The organism is Dokdonella sp., from assembly GCF_035703485.1.
Lineage (GTDB): Bacteria > Pseudomonadota > Gammaproteobacteria > Xanthomonadales > Rhodanobacteraceae > Dokdonella.
In genome coordinates, this window is sequence record NZ_DASSYD010000145.1 from 1 (window position 1) to 13,955 (window position 13,955).

General features: G+C 59.5%; 15 protein-coding genes. 14 read left to right on the top strand and 1 reads right to left on the bottom strand.

What is annotated here, in order from left to right:
- Positions 1–451: 451 nt before the first annotated feature.
- The 7 genes from VFN25_RS11525 to radA all read left to right on the top strand — a co-directional run bounded on the left by VFN25_RS11525 (position 452) and on the right by radA (position 6,907).
- Entirely contained in the window at positions 452–1,456 is a 1,005-nt protein-coding gene (locus VFN25_RS11525) for a DUF4124 domain-containing protein (RefSeq protein ID WP_325142025.1), read from the top strand.
- Between the two features lie 158 nt (positions 1,457–1,614).
- Positions 1,615–2,079, top strand: coding sequence for a 30S ribosomal protein S6 (rpsF, locus tag VFN25_RS11530; RefSeq protein WP_325142027.1), 465 nt, complete (start codon positions 1,615–1,617; stop codon positions 2,077–2,079).
- Positions 2,080–2,106: 27 nt separating this feature from the next.
- Positions 2,107–2,331: a 30S ribosomal protein S18 gene (rpsR, locus tag VFN25_RS11535; RefSeq protein ID WP_325142029.1), complete on the top strand. Its 225-nt coding sequence runs from the start codon at positions 2,107–2,109 to the stop codon at positions 2,329–2,331.
- Positions 2,332–2,431: 100 nt separating this feature from the next.
- Positions 2,432–2,884 carry a 50S ribosomal protein L9 gene (gene rplI, locus VFN25_RS11540; RefSeq protein ID WP_325142030.1) on the top strand — a complete coding sequence of 151 codons (453 nt, stop codon included), beginning with the start codon at positions 2,432–2,434 and terminating at the stop codon, positions 2,882–2,884.
- A 162-nt stretch (positions 2,885–3,046) separates the two neighbouring features.
- The gene (locus VFN25_RS11545; RefSeq protein ID WP_325142032.1) at positions 3,047–4,435 is read left to right on the top strand and encodes a replicative DNA helicase; all 1,389 of its coding nucleotides are present in this window, start codon (positions 3,047–3,049) and stop codon (positions 4,433–4,435) included.
- Positions 4,432–5,514 carry an alanine racemase gene (alr, locus tag VFN25_RS11550; protein WP_325142034.1) on the top strand — a complete coding sequence of 361 codons (1,083 nt, stop codon included), beginning with the start codon at positions 4,432–4,434 and terminating at the stop codon, positions 5,512–5,514. Before VFN25_RS11545 ends, alr begins: the two co-directional genes overlap by 4 nt.
- Position 5,515: 1 nt before the next feature.
- Positions 5,516–6,907 carry a DNA repair protein RadA gene (gene radA / locus VFN25_RS11555; RefSeq protein ID WP_325142035.1) on the top strand — a complete coding sequence of 464 codons (1,392 nt, stop codon included), beginning with the start codon at positions 5,516–5,518 and terminating at the stop codon, positions 6,905–6,907.
- Positions 6,908–7,052: 145 nt separating this feature from the next.
- On the opposite strand, the gene VFN25_RS11560 is transcribed toward radA, so the two are convergent.
- Positions 7,053–7,853 (bottom strand): cytochrome C assembly family protein, encoded by an 801-nt coding sequence (locus VFN25_RS11560; RefSeq protein WP_325142037.1) that lies wholly within the window; start codon positions 7,851–7,853, stop codon positions 7,053–7,055.
- Positions 7,854–7,971: 118 nt separating this feature from the next.
- On the opposite strand from VFN25_RS11560, the gene ffh reads away from it, so the two are divergent.
- From ffh to VFN25_RS11595, 7 genes are all read left to right on the top strand, one after another.
- Positions 7,972–9,351 (top strand): signal recognition particle protein, encoded by a 1,380-nt coding sequence (gene ffh / locus VFN25_RS11565; RefSeq protein WP_325142038.1) that lies wholly within the window; start codon positions 7,972–7,974, stop codon positions 9,349–9,351.
- Positions 9,352–9,518: 167 nt separating this feature from the next.
- Positions 9,519–9,779, top strand: coding sequence for a 30S ribosomal protein S16 (gene rpsP / locus VFN25_RS11570; protein ID WP_325142039.1), 261 nt, complete (start codon positions 9,519–9,521; stop codon positions 9,777–9,779).
- Positions 9,776–10,291, top strand: coding sequence for a ribosome maturation factor RimM (rimM, locus tag VFN25_RS11575; RefSeq protein ID WP_325142041.1), 516 nt, complete (start codon positions 9,776–9,778; stop codon positions 10,289–10,291). Before rpsP ends, rimM begins: the two co-directional genes overlap by 4 nt.
- A gap of 15 nt (positions 10,292–10,306) precedes the next feature.
- Complete coding sequence (gene trmD, locus VFN25_RS11580) at positions 10,307–11,056, top strand: tRNA (guanosine(37)-N1)-methyltransferase TrmD (RefSeq protein ID WP_325142043.1); 750 nt, start codon at positions 10,307–10,309, stop codon at positions 11,054–11,056.
- Between the two features lie 54 nt (positions 11,057–11,110).
- Positions 11,111–11,476 carry a 50S ribosomal protein L19 gene (gene rplS, locus VFN25_RS11585; protein ID WP_325142045.1) on the top strand — a complete coding sequence of 122 codons (366 nt, stop codon included), beginning with the start codon at positions 11,111–11,113 and terminating at the stop codon, positions 11,474–11,476.
- Positions 11,477–11,655: 179 nt separating this feature from the next.
- Positions 11,656–13,539 (top strand): molecular chaperone HtpG, encoded by a 1,884-nt coding sequence (gene htpG, locus VFN25_RS11590; protein ID WP_325142047.1) that lies wholly within the window; start codon positions 11,656–11,658, stop codon positions 13,537–13,539.
- 106 nt (positions 13,540–13,645) lie between these two features.
- Positions 13,646–13,955 (top strand): aminotransferase class I/II-fold pyridoxal phosphate-dependent enzyme (locus tag VFN25_RS11595; RefSeq protein WP_325142049.1); only part of this gene is annotated, 310 nt, incomplete at its 3' end.

Here is a 13,955-nt window from a genome sequence, read left to right on the forward strand (position 1 = left end):
TGAAACAGGTGGCATCCAGAAGGTCCGCCAGCCGCACCGCGCGGCTGGTCAAGGCAACCAGCCTTCACTTCGCCACGCAGCACGACCGGCGAACCTTCTGAATGCCATGACGGTTGGGCCACTTGATCAGCGTTGCCTTAACCGCACTCCAGCGGCAGATCCGAATGACCACAACGCCGCGCTATGCTTGTCGAATGATGGAAATGAAAAGGCTACTGGCAATCAGGCTTGTCGCGTGCGATGACGGCCGCTTCGACTTGCGCGGCAGATCCTGATGCGCCTGTTCTGGTCATGCTTGGCGTTGTTCATCGTCACAGCCGGAATTGCCTTTGTTGGTTCAAGCCATGTGTCGAACGGGGATGGCACTTCGCGTCTGCCTGTCGCTGCGATTCACTCGAAGCCGCCTCAGATCGCGCCAGATCCCCAAGATCCGCCAAAATCTGCGCAGATCGTGAAGTCTGCGCCACAGTCGATTGTCAGCGGCAAGCAAATGACGGCCGAGGATGCGATCGATCCACTCGCGCTGGCGCGCTCGTTGCTGCATGTCGAGTACTCCGAGCAAGCCTGTCTGGCCGGTACGGCAAAAGCTGCGCGGCCACAGGCAATGGCCATCCATCGCTGGACGGATGCCAATGGCATCATCCATTTTTCTGACCAGCCTCCGAGTGGCAGCACCAGCGGTCATCGGCGAATCGAGGTTCAAGGCCTGCCACCGATCGTGGTTCACGCCAGTGGCTATGACGTCAATATTCCAGACGATCTCAACCAGAATGCGGTTTCGGCAGCGCAGGCGATTGATCGCGTGTTGCGCGAAACCCTGGGTATCAAAGGCGATCCGGGCCTGGTCCTGAATATCGAGTTCATCGCCTCAGCCAAGGCCTGGGCCGCGCGTTCAGGCAGTCCGGCCATGCTCAATGCGGCAGGAACGTATTCGACGGCGGACCGAACCATTCATATTCGCCTGCAAAACGACAAGGAGTCGAACTTCCTCATTCTGCGCCACGAGATTACCCACGCACTGGTACACGAGCGGATCGGTCGCTTGCCGACGGCGATCAACGAGGGGTTGGCCGGCTATTTCGAACACATCAAGGTCGCCGGCATGGGTGCGCAGATTGCGCTCTCCGAGTCGCGCAGATCGCTGGCATCGGCGCGGATCGAGGGCAATGGGCAGGATGAGTTGATCGATCTGCTGGCCCACGAAGGCGTCAGTTTCTATGCGGCCGGGCGAGAACAGCGTTACCTGCGTGCATTCGGTCTCGTTGCAATGCTGATGCAGACACCTGCGGGCAGGGCATCCCTGGGCGCGGTTCTGGATGCCCAGCGTCGGCATCCCTGCGTGCCGATAGAGGCAGAACGTATCCTTGATGCAAACTATCCCGGAGGCTTGCCGGCGATGGCCCTGGCCTGGGCCGACTGGCTGAACAATCCGCCTTCTTCGGTGCAGGCGTTTTGATCGAAGCAATTTCTCGCAGCCCGGCCGGCCTTGCCCCAGGTCCTTGAATCCATTACCATCCGCGCCCCTTCGTCTGTCCAGCGACGAAGATTCTTGCCTCACCGTTTGTCGGGAGGCTGTCCCCGCACAAGAGTTGCGGACATCCACAAGGATTACCCATGCGTCATTACGAAGTCGTTTTTCTGGTCCATCCGGATCAGAGTGAGCAAGTGCCAGCCATGATCGATCGTTACAAGACGATGATCGAAGCGGATGGCGGCAAGATCCATCGCCTTGAAGATTGGGGTCGCCGTCAGTTGGCATTCCCGATGGAGCATCTGGCCAAGGCCCACTATGTTCTGATGAACATCGAAGTCAGTCAGACGGTGCTCGATGAGCTGCTGTCCGGTTTCCGTTTCAACGATGCCGTGTTGCGCCATCTGGTGATCAAGACCAAGGAAGCCGTCACCGAGATGTCGGCCATCATGAAGAACAAGGATGACAAGGGCGACCGCCGTCGTCGTGACGATGATGGTAGTGATTCCGATGATCGCCCGAGCCGTAGTTCGCGCTCGGATGACGATTCATCCGACGACGATTCGGATGATTCCGACTCTGATTCCAAATCCGCCAGCGCCGAATAATCGATCCCGACTTCAGGAGTTGTTCCCATGTCCAAGTTCTTCCGCCGCAAGAAGTTCTGCCGCTTTACCGCCGAAGATGTTGTCGAGATCGATTACAAGGATCTCAACCTGCTTCGCCAGTACGTTACCGAAACCGGCAAGATCGTGCCGAGCCGCATCACCGGCACCAAGGCACGCTACCAGCGCCAGCTCGCCGTTGCCGTTCAGCGCGCACGCTTTCTTTCCCTGCTTCCGTACAGCGACAGTCATTAATCCGACTTTCTGACATTCGATCTGCCTCGCTGAGGCAGATCGATTCGGACAGCGCAAGCTGCGTCGGCTGTGCCGACGCTAACGAATTGGAGTTACCCCAATGCAATTGATTCTTCTGCAGAAAGTTAAAAACCTCGGCAATCTCGGTGACAAGGTCACGGTGAAGCCGGGTTATGGCCGCAACTATCTCGTGCCGCAAGGCAAGGCCGTTCCGGCAACCGCCGGCAATCTCGAAGATTTCGAGGCTCGCCGTGCGGAATACGAGGCCAAGGCCAACCAGCTGCTCGGTGGTGCCGAGGCACGCAAGGCGAAGTTTGATGCCTCTGAAGGCGTCACCATCTCGGTCAATGCCAGTACCGAAGGCAAGTTGTTCGGTTCGGTCGGTCCGCGTGATATCGCCGAGGCATTCACGTCCGCGGGCCTGGCCCTGGACAAGAACGAAGTGGTTCAGGGTGAAGGCCCGATCCGTCATATCGGCGAGTTTGAAGTGCGTATTCATCTGCACGCCGATGTTGAATCGCTGGTCAAGGTCATCGTCGTTCCGGACAAATAAACCGCAACGCATTCGCGTGATCGAAAAAGGGCGCCTTGTGGTGCCCTTTTTCATTGGCCGATGGGAATCTGCACAGCTTATGCACAGGGTTGTTCTCTATTGGTGAGACGCCGGGCTGCGTATGATCAACGGTCGACGTCACTTTGATTCAGGCCTCACCCCATGGTTACTTTCGCCGAACGCAAACCCGCCCCGAACATCGAGACCTTGCGTGTACCGCCGCATTCGATCGAAGCCGAACAGGCAGTGCTTGGCGGTCTCATGCTGGCACCGGACTCCTGGGAGAAAGTGGCCGACCGCATTGGCGAGGATGATTTCTATCGGCGTGATCACCGCATCATTTTTCGTGCGATTGCCACGCTCAGCGAAAAGGACCAGCCCTGCGATGCGGTGACTCTCGGCGAATGGTTTGAAGCGCAGGGCATGTCCGATCAGGTTGGCGGCATCGCCTATGTCATCGAGCTCGCCAACTCGACGCCGAGTGCGGCCAATATCGTCGCTTATGCCGATATCGTGCGCGAAAAGTCGGTGCTGCGGCAGTTGATCGACACGGGTACCGAAATTGCCGGTGATGCGTATCAACCTGAGGGGCGTGGCAGCCAGGAGCTGCTGGAAACCGCCGAGCAGAAGGTATTCAAGATTGCCGAAGCCGGTTCACGCGGGCGCAAGGGTTTCGTCTCGATGCGCTCGGCGGTCAAGGATGCCTTCCAGATCCTTCACCACCGTTACGAGAATCGCGGCTCGATTACCGGTTTGCCAACCGGCTACAACGATCTCGATGAAATGACCACGGGCCTGCAACCGTCCGACCTGATCATCATTGCCGCACGCCCGTCGATGGGCAAAACCGCGCTGGCCCTGAACATGGCCGAAAATGCGGCGATGCGCACAAAGAAAGCCGTCGCCGTTTTCTCGATGGAAATGTCGTCCTCTCAGCTTGCTTTCCGTCTGATTTCCTCGATGGGCCGGATCAATCAGCAGCATCTGCGTACCGGCGAGCTGGCCGAAGAAGAGTGGCCGCGTGTGACCAGTGCGATCACCATGCTCAGCGAAGCCAAGATCTTCATCGACGACACACCGGCGCTGTCGCCCGGCGAGTTGCGCGCCCGTGCCAGACGCCTCAAGCGCGAGCACGATCTCGGTCTGATCGTGATCGATTACTTGCAGCTCATGCAGGTGCCCGGGAGCAAGGAAAACCGTGCCACCGAAATTTCAGAAATTTCGCGTGGACTCAAGGCGCTTGCCAAGGAGCTCAATGTTCCGGTGATTGCCTTGTCCCAGCTCAACCGCTCCCTCGAGCAGCGCACCGACAAGAAGCCGATGATGTCGGATCTTCGTGAATCCGGCGCCATCGAGCAGGATGCCGACGTCATCATGTTCATTTACCGCGATGAGTACTACAACCCGGATTCCCCGGAAAAGGGTGTCGCGGAGATCATTATCGGCAAGCAGCGTAACGGTCCGACCGGATCGGTCAAGCTCGCCTTCCTCGGTCAGTTCACGCGCTTCGAGAATCTCGCTGCCGACCGCTACACGGAAAATTTCGAGTGAGTCGAGCGACCTGCGCGACGATTCATCTGGGTGCCCTGCGCGACAATCTGCAGCGTCTGCGTGAGCTCGCCGGTGACGCGCGGGTCATGGCCGTGGTCAAGGCTGATGGCTACGGTCACGGGCTGGAGCGCGTCGCTCGTGTTCTCGATCGTGCCGATGCGTTCGGTGTTGCCTGCATTGCCGATGGCCAGCGCCTGCGCGCCGCCGGTATTCGTCAGCGCATCGTGGTCCTTTCCGGAATCGACGAGGCGGCCGATATTGCCGAGATGCACCGGCTGGGCCTCGAATCCGCCATCCACCACGACAGTCAGATCGACTGGATTGCCGCCGATCGTGATCCACGCCTTTTGAAGGTGTGGCTGAAGATAGACAGCGGCATGCATCGGCTCGGCTTTGCGCCGGTCTTGGCAAGTGCGGCGCGCGAGCGCTTGCTGGCCTTGCCGAATGTCGATCGCGATATTGGCGTGATGACCCACTTCGCCAACTCCGATGTTTTCGGCGACGCCCAGACGGCGGCCCAGATCGCTTGCTTCGACAGCATCACGGCCGATATGCCCGGGGCAAGAACCTTGTCAAATTCCGCCGCGGTGCTTGGCTGGCCGCAGGCGCGGGGACAATGGATCCGCCCCGGTGGCTTGCTCTATGGCATCTCGGTCGTTGCCGGCAAGTGCGGTGGCGATTTTGGTTTTCGTCCGGCCATGAGCTTGTCGAGCAAACTGGTCGCAATCAATCGCATCAGCAAGGGCGAGCCGATCGGCTACGCCGCGGCCTGGACCTGTCCTGAAGACATGGATATCGGTGTCGTCCAGATCGGCTATGGCGATGGCTATCCGCGTTCGGCCGAGTCGGGAACGCCGGTGTTGATCAATGGCCGTCGCGCGCCCATCGTCGGGCGTGTTTCGATGGATCTGATCACGGTCGATCTGCGCGAGCATGGCGATGCCAAAGTCGGTGATCCGGTCATCCTGTGGGGGCAGGAACTGCCCGTCGAGGAAATCGCCGAACGTTGCGCAACCATCGGTTACGAAATCGTCTGCGGCATGACCCGACGCGTGCGTTTTGTCGAGGATCAGAACTGAAATGGCCAAGGCCAAAACCGCCTACGTCTGCAGCGAATGCGGCGGCGAGCACTCCAAGTGGCAGGGCCAGTGCGCCGAATGCGGGGTCTGGAATACGCTTTCGGAAATCGTCCTCGAACCGGCAACAAAAGCTGGCGCAGGCGCAGGCGGTGGTCGACGCGCAGGCTATGCAGGCGCTGTCGATGCGCCAAAGGTAACCCGTCTGGCCTCAATTGCCGACGAGGCTGATCAGCGCAGTGCGACTGGCATCGGCGAACTTGATCGCGTCCTCGGCGGCGGACTGGTCGGTGGTTCTGTGGTCCTCATCGGTGGTGATCCCGGCATCGGCAAGTCGACCCTGTTGTTGCAGATGCTCGGCGCCATCGGTGTACGCATGCGCAGTCTGTATGTGACTGGCGAAGAAAGCCTGGCCCAGGTCGCCGCACGCGGCCGACGCCTCGAGATCAATCTGGATGGCCTCGAAGCGCTCGCCGAAACCTCGATCGAACGGATTCTCGCCGAGGCTGCGAGCAGCAAGCCAGAAGTTCTCATTATCGATTCGATCCAGACCATCTGGACCGAGCTGCTGACCGCTGCACCGGGCTCGGTCAGTCAGGTGCGTGAATCGGCGGCGCGACTCGTGCGCTTTGCCAAGGAAAGTGGCACCAGTGTTTTCCTCGTCGGACACGTGACTAAAGAGGGCGGTATTGCCGGACCGCGCGTGCTCGAACACATGGTCGATGCCGTGCTTTATTTCGAGGGCGAATCAGGCAGTCGCTTTCGCATCCTGCGCGCGTTCAAGAATCGCTTTGGCGCGGTCAACGAGCTCGGCGTATTCGCGATGTCCGAGAAGGGCTTGAAGGAGGTGCCGAATCCTTCCGCAATCTTCCTTTCGTCGCACGCGCAACCGACCCCGGGCAGCGCAGTCATGGTCACGCGCGAAGGCACGCGTCCATTGCTGGTTGAAGTGCAGGCCCTGGTCGACTCTTCGGCCTTGCCGAATCCGCGCCGGGTAACGCTCGGTCTGGAACAGAACCGCCTGGCCATGCTCCTCGCTGTTCTGCATCGACACGGTGGAGCGGCCGTCTATGACCAGGATGTCTTCGTCAATGTGGTTGGTGGCATCCGCGTTCAGGAAACCGCAGCCGACCTGCCCGTATTGCTGGCCGTGCTATCGAGCTTTCGCGATCGCGCCTTGCCGGACAAGCTCGTGGCCTTCGGTGAAGTCGGCCTGTCTGGCGAGATTCGTCCGGTACCGAACGGCGAAGAGCGCCTGCGCGAAGCGGCGACCCACGGTTTCCGCCACGCCATCGTGCCCAAGGCCAATGCGCCGAAAAAGTTGCGCACCGGCGATCTCGAAATCATTGCCGTTGATCGATTGAGTGATGCCTTGGCCGCGACGGCGGAGATTTGAAGGAGGGGAGTGGGGAGTGGGGAGTCGAAAAGCGGTTTTCAGGAATCTGAAAGGGCCTGTAAACCATCGAGATTCCGAAAGATGCGAGGTCGAGCAAAACGAGCTTTTTCCCACTCCCGACTCCCTACTCCCCACTTCCGTCCATTCAAACCGCCCGATGCAAAACCATTTCAAGCACAAACTTGCTGCCGAAAAAGGCCAGCAGCAGCACGATCATGCCGATCAGGGTCAGGCGTACGGCGCGATTGCCGCGCCAGCCCCAGCGCCAGCGTCCGAATAGCAGGATGCCAAAGACGATCCACGAGGCGATCGAGAGAATGGTCTTGTGGGCGAGGTGCTGGGCGAACAGGTTGTCGACAAAGACGACGCCACTGACCAGGGTCAGGGTGAGGAAGGCAAAGCCCACAGCAATCAGGCGAAACAGCAAGGATTCGGTCAGTGTCAGCGGGGGCAGGGCGCGGATCAGGCCGGAATCGAGCTTGCGCCGGCGCAGGGCGCGCTCTTGCAGGGAAAGCAGGATCGCGAGCAGCGCGGCAATGCTGAGCAGGCTGTAGGCGAGCAAGGCAAAGGTGACATGCAGTTTGATCGGCCATTGCATCGGTTCGGCCAGGGTCGGTGCGGCATAGAACACATCGACACCGAGCAGCAAGGCGGCCAGCGGAAAGACAATGACGCCGAGTGCGGCCACCGGACGAAAAAGATTGACCAGCAAGGTCAGCGCGGCAACGCCGAAACCGGCGAGTGAAAGGGAAGCGAAAAAGTGCAGATCGAGCCCGCCCCGATGCATGCCGAAGATCAGGCTGGCGTGGATGAGGACTGCAATCGAGGCCAGGGCAAGACCGATGGCCCGCGCCGGAGCCCGCTCCTGCACGATCGGTACGGCAAGGACCACGGTGGCGATCAGGTAACCGACGATGGCTGATACGGAGAGCAGAACAATGGGCATGAGGGCGAGTTTCGCACAAGCCACCACGGTCTGGAATCTTCGCGGGATTCGGGTAGCTGCGACCGCTTCCTTTTCACGCTGATATACTTCGCGGCTGCATCACTGATCTTGCCTGCCCATGTTTGAGTCTCTCAGCCAACGCCTTTCTTCAACCGTCGATCGCCTGCGTGGTCGCGGTCGACTGACCGAAGCCAATATTCGCGAGTCGATGCGTGAAGTACGCATTGCCCTGCTCGAAGCCGATGTCGCCTTGCCGGTGGTCCAGGCACTGATCCAGCGCGTCCAGGTTCGCGCGATTGGTCAGGAGGTGATGAGGAGCCTGACCCCGGGTCAGGCCCTGATCAAGGTCGTTCGTGACGAATTGACCGTGGTCATGGGCACGGCCAATGCCGATCTGAACCTGGCCGCGGCTCCACCGGCGATTGTCCTCGTCGCCGGACTGCAGGGCGCTGGCAAGACCACGACCGTGGCCAAGCTTGCCCGATTCCTGCGCGAGCGCAAAAAGAAGAAGGTCATGGTCGTCAGTTGCGATGTCTACCGGCCGGCAGCCATCGAGCAGTTGCGGACCCTGGCGACTCAGGTCGAAGTTCTGTTCCATCCATCCACGGCTGAGCAGTCGCCGGTCGCAATTGCGGCAGCTGCACTCGATGCGGCGAAGAAGAATTTTGCCGATGTGCTGATCGTCGATACCGCCGGTCGCCTGCACGTCGATACCGAGATGATGGACGAGATCAAGGCCTTGCATGCCTCGCTCAATCCGGTCGAGACCTTGTTCGTGGTTGATGCCATGACCGGTCAGGATGCGGCGAATACGGCCAAGGCGTTTGCCGATGCCCTGCCGTTGACCGGCGTGGTCCTGACCAAGACCGATGGCGATGCGCGCGGTGGCGCGGCCTTGTCGGTGCGCTATATCACCGGTCGACCGATCAAGTTTGTCGGCGCGGGTGAGAAGACCGACGCCTTGGAGCCCTTCCATCCTGATCGTCTGGCCCAGCGCATCCTGGGCATGGGCGACGTGCTCTCGCTGGTTGAAGAAGTCGAACGCAAGGTCGACCAGGAGCAGGCCCAGAAGCTGGCCGAAAAGGTCATGAAGGGCAAGCGCTTCGATCTCAACGACATGAAGAGCCAGCTTGATCAGATGGTCAACATGGGTGGCATGGCCTCGCTGATGGACAAGCTGCCGGGCATGGGCGGCATGTCGGAGCAGGTCAAGTCCAAGGTCAACGACAAGCAGGTCCACCACATGATTGCCATCATCAATTCGATGACGGCGAAAGAGCGCCGTCATCCGGATCTGCTCAAGGGCTCGCGCCGCGCCCGCGTCGCCCGCGGCTCCGGTCAGCAGCCGGCCGATGTCAATCGTCTGCTCAAGCAATACCAGCAAATGCAGAAAATGATGTCCAAACTTGGCAGCGGCGGCATGAAGGGCATGATGCGTCAGATGAAGGGCGCCATGCGCGGCATGGGCGGTTCAGGCGGCTTCCAGCCACCGCGTTGAAGCAATGGCGGCAAATTCCGAATTTTCGGTGATCCGCGGAATTTGCTCTAAATGCTTGTGGGGCTTTCATTTTCCCGTAAATCCGCTAAAATGCGCGGCTCACTTGGCCTGACCCGGTAGTTCTCCGGTGTGCGCGCCGGAAACTTCAGCAATATCAGAGAGATACCATGGTAAAGATTCGCCTTTCACGTGGCGGCGCCAAGAAGCGCCCGTTCTACCACATCGTCGTTGCCGATCAGCGCGATGCGCGCGACGGTCGCAACATCGAGCGTGTCGGTTTCTACAATCCGATCGCGGCCGGCCAGGAAGTCAAGCTTCAGCTCGACACCGAACGCGTCAAGCATTGGGTGGACAAGGGTGCGCAGCTGACCGAGAAGGTCAAGGCACTGTACAAGTCCGCAACGAAGCAGGCTGCGCAAGCGGCGTGACGACGGCGGGTGACCGGTTGATCCTGGTAGGCAGGATCGTCGGGCTCCACGGTGTGGCGGGCGAGGTCAAACTCGAGTCCTACACCGATCCACGGATGCAGATATTTCGATATCAGCCGTGGTTGCTGAATACCCCTGCGGGCAATCGTGAAATCAGCGGTTGCCGGGGCAGGGAGCAAGGCAAGGGCATGGTTGCGTCCTTGCCCGACGTTGCCGATCGGGATCTCGCTGCGAGTCTGGTCGGATGCGAAATCAAGGTCAGGCGATCGGCATTGCCGCAAGCCCGTCCTGACGAGTACTACTGGACCGACCTCGAAGGATTGGAGGTGGTCACAATCGAAGGCGTTGCCCTGGGGCGGATCTCGCATCTACTCGCAACCGGCGCCAACGATGTGATGGTGGTCCGCGATGGCGAGCGTGAGCGGTTGCTGCCATTCGTGCTCGATGAATATGTGAAAGCTGTGGATTTCGAGGAAGGCCGGGTAACGGTCGATTGGGATCCGGAGTTCTAGAACGGGAAACGCGCGATGCGCATCGACGTCATCACGCTGTTTCCCGAGTTCATCGACTCCTGTGCAGGGATCGGTGTGGTGGGCAGGGCGCAGGAGCGCGGATTGCTGGAGGTGAAAACCTGCAATCCCCGTGATTTCGCGACCGACAATCACCGCACCGTCGACAGCCGTCCATTCGGCGGTGGTCCCGGCATGTTGATGACGATTGCGCCCTTGCGCGAAGCACTCGAAACGGTGCGCGCGGCAAGCACGCAACCGGCAAAGGTGATTTACCTGAGTCCGCAGGGAGCGCGACTCACGCAGGAAAAAGTCATCGAGCTGGCGCGCAGGGATCGGTTGATCCTGTTGTGCGGTCGCTATGAAGGGGTTGACGAGCGCGTGCTGGAAAATCTGGTTGACGAGGAAATTTCCATCGGCGACTACGTGCTTTCCGGTGGCGAGTTGGCAGCAGCCATCGTGATTGATGCGATAGGACGGTTGCAGGATGGCGCGTTGAACGATGCGCAGTCCGCGGAGCAGGATTCCTTCAGCGCAGGTCTGCTGGATTGTCCGCACTACACCCGGCCGGTCAGCGATGATCTCGGCGAGGTGCCGGAAGTTTTACTGTCGGGTGATCACGCGATGATCCGACGTTGGCGGCGCAAACAGGCTATTGGAAGAACCTGGTTGCGACGTCCCGATTTGCTGGCACGTGTGGAACTCGATGATGAGGCCCGCTCGCTGCTTGAAGAATTCCGCCAGGAACATCTGGCGGCCAAGAACTAGCGGGGCGGCTGGAGTCGAACCTGCGAGATGAATCCAACGATACTGGTGAATGCCATGAACCTCCTCCAACAGTTTGAAGCAGAACAGATTACCCGCACCCTCCCGAAGTTCGGCCCTGGCGATACCGTCGTGGTCAACGTCAAGGTCAAGGAAGGCAGCCGCGAGCGTGTGCAGGCTTACGAAGGCGTGGTTATCGCCAAGAAGAACGCCGGCCTGAGCTCCGCCTTCACCGTGCGCAAGATGTCACACGGCACCGGCGTCGAGCGTGTATTCCAGTCGCACAGCCAGATTATCGAATCGGTCGTGGTCAAGCGTCGTGGCCTGGTCCGTGGTGCCAAGCTTTATTACCTGCGCGGTCTGCAGGGCAAGAAGGCTCGCATCAAGGAAGATCTGAGCGCACCAGTTTCCGCCAAGGAATAAAGGCCGCAGGTTTTTCGTCTTGGAGCATTGAGTCGCGTCTATGCTCCTCGTCGCAATACGGCCGCCGCAAGGCGGCCGTATTGTTTTGCGATATCGCGTTTTCCGCGCCTCGGCGCTTGAAAAGAGGTGTTGCGCCCCCATCAGCAAGGCATCCCGGAATTACGCGAAGGCCCTTGCCAATGACTACAAGCACCACCGAAACCCGAAAGTTCGAAGCCGAGGTCGCCCAGGTACTGCATCTGGTCACCCACTCCCTGTATTCGCACAAGGACATCTTCCTGCGCGAACTGGTTTCGAACGCTTCCGATGCCTGTGACAAGCTTCGTTTCGAATCGATGGGACATCCCGAATGGATGGCCGAAGATTCCGAGTTGCGCATCGACATTTCTTTCGACAAGGATGCGCGCACGATCAGCGTGCACGACAACGGCATCGGCATGAGCCGCGACGAACTGATTGCCAATCTCGGCACGATCGCCAGTTCGGGTACACGGCGCTATCTGGAATCGCTGGCTGCCGAGAACAAGGCTGACAGCCGCATGATCGGGCAGTTCGGTGTTGGTTTCTATTCGGCATTTGTCGTCGCCGACAAAGTCATCGTAACCAGTCTCCGCGCCGGCGCTGAAGCTTCGGATGGCGTGCGCTGGGAAAGCGATGGCAAGGGTGAATACTCGCTTGAGATGCTTGAGCTGGCGCGCCGTGGCACCACGATCACCTTGCACCTCAAGGAAGATGAGAGCGAGTTCCTCGAAGCGTGGAAGCTGCGCAGCCTCGTATCCAAATACTCCGACCACATCAGTTTCCCGATTCGCATGCCGAAGGAAGTTGACGGCAAACCGAGCGAGGAGTGGGAAGTGGTCAACTCGGCATCGGCGCTGTGGACGCGACCCAAAGCCGAGATCAAGGATGAGGAATACCAGAATTTCTACAAATCATTGAGCCACGATTTCAATGATGCCCTGGCGTGGTCGCACAATCGTGTCGAGGGCAATCAGAATTTCACGTCATTGCTGTTTGTCCCGGCCAAGGCGCCGTTTGATTTCATGAGCGGGCGTGAGGAGCGCAAGGGTCTCAAGCTCTATATTCGCCGTGTCTTTATCATGGACGCCAGCGAACAATTGTTGCCGGCGTATCTGCGCTTCGTCAGAGGCGTGGTGGATTCCGATGATCTGCCGCTCAATGTCAGCCGCGAGATCCTGCAGCAGAATCGCCAGATCGAACGCATCAAGGGTGCCTGCACCAAGCGCGTGCTCGATCTGCTCGACAAGCTGGCCAAGGACGAGACCGAGAAATACGCGACATTCTGGAATGCCTTCGGTGGTGTGCTCAAGGAAGGTGTTGCCGAGGATGCCAACAACCGTGAGCGTATTGCCAAACTACTGCGTTTCGCTTCGACCCAATCCGACGGCCCGACTGCCAGCGTATCGCTGGATGACTACATCGGACGCATGCAGGCTGGCCAGGAAGTCATCTGGTACATCACCGCCGATTCGCATGCCGCGGCCAAGGGCAGTCCACAACTGGAGTCGCTGCGTGCCAAGGGCGTTGAAGTCCTGCTCATGTCCGATCGCATCGATGAATGGATGGCCGGTTATCTGACTGAATACGCAGGCAAGAAGCTGCGCCATATCGGCAAGGGTGAGATCGAGCTGGACTCGGCTGCTGAAGAGGCGCACAAGGCGAGTGAAGAGGCCGCTTCGGGCGTGGTTTCCAAGCTCAAGGAGTTGCTCGGTGAGCGCGTCAGCGACGTCAAGGTCAGCCGTCGCCTGACCGAGTCGCCCTCGTGTCTGGTGCTCGACGAATACGACATGGCCTTGCATCTTCGCCGCGTGCTCAAGCAGTCCGGTCATGACATGCCGGATTCCGCGCCGGTCCTCGAAATCAATCCGGAGCACGCCTTGCTCAAGCGCCTGGATGGCGAATCGGACGCCGAGCGATCGAAGGATCTTGCCCTGTTGTTGCTGGAGCAGGCCCAGGTTGCCGAAGGTGCCCAGCTCGATGATCCGGCGGCCTTCGTGCAGCGTCTGAATCGGGTGATCATGGAAGCGCCGAAGGCGGCGTAATCGCGATGCCGCACTGAATCGTCTTTGCTGACGATCTGGGTTATTGTTGACGGCGGTGCGAGCTCAAAGCTCGCGCCGCTTTTTTCTTTTCAAGCAATGAGTTGCGATGAAGATTGAAACCAAATTGCCAAAGGTCGGAACGACGATTTTCTCGGTCATGAGCCAGCTGGCCGCCAGCCACAAGGCGGTCAATCTGGGCCAGGGTTTTCCGGATTTCGATGGCCCGCAAGCGCTGCGTAATGCGCTGACCGAGGCGATGAATGGCGGCAAGAATCAATATGCACCGGCGACCGGCTGGCCCGCCTTGTGCGAGCAGATCGCACGCAAATGCGAATCGCTGTACGCCTGCAAGGTCGATCCCGGAACCCAGGTCACGGTGACCTCGGGTGCAACCGAGGCTCTGTTTGCCGCCATTG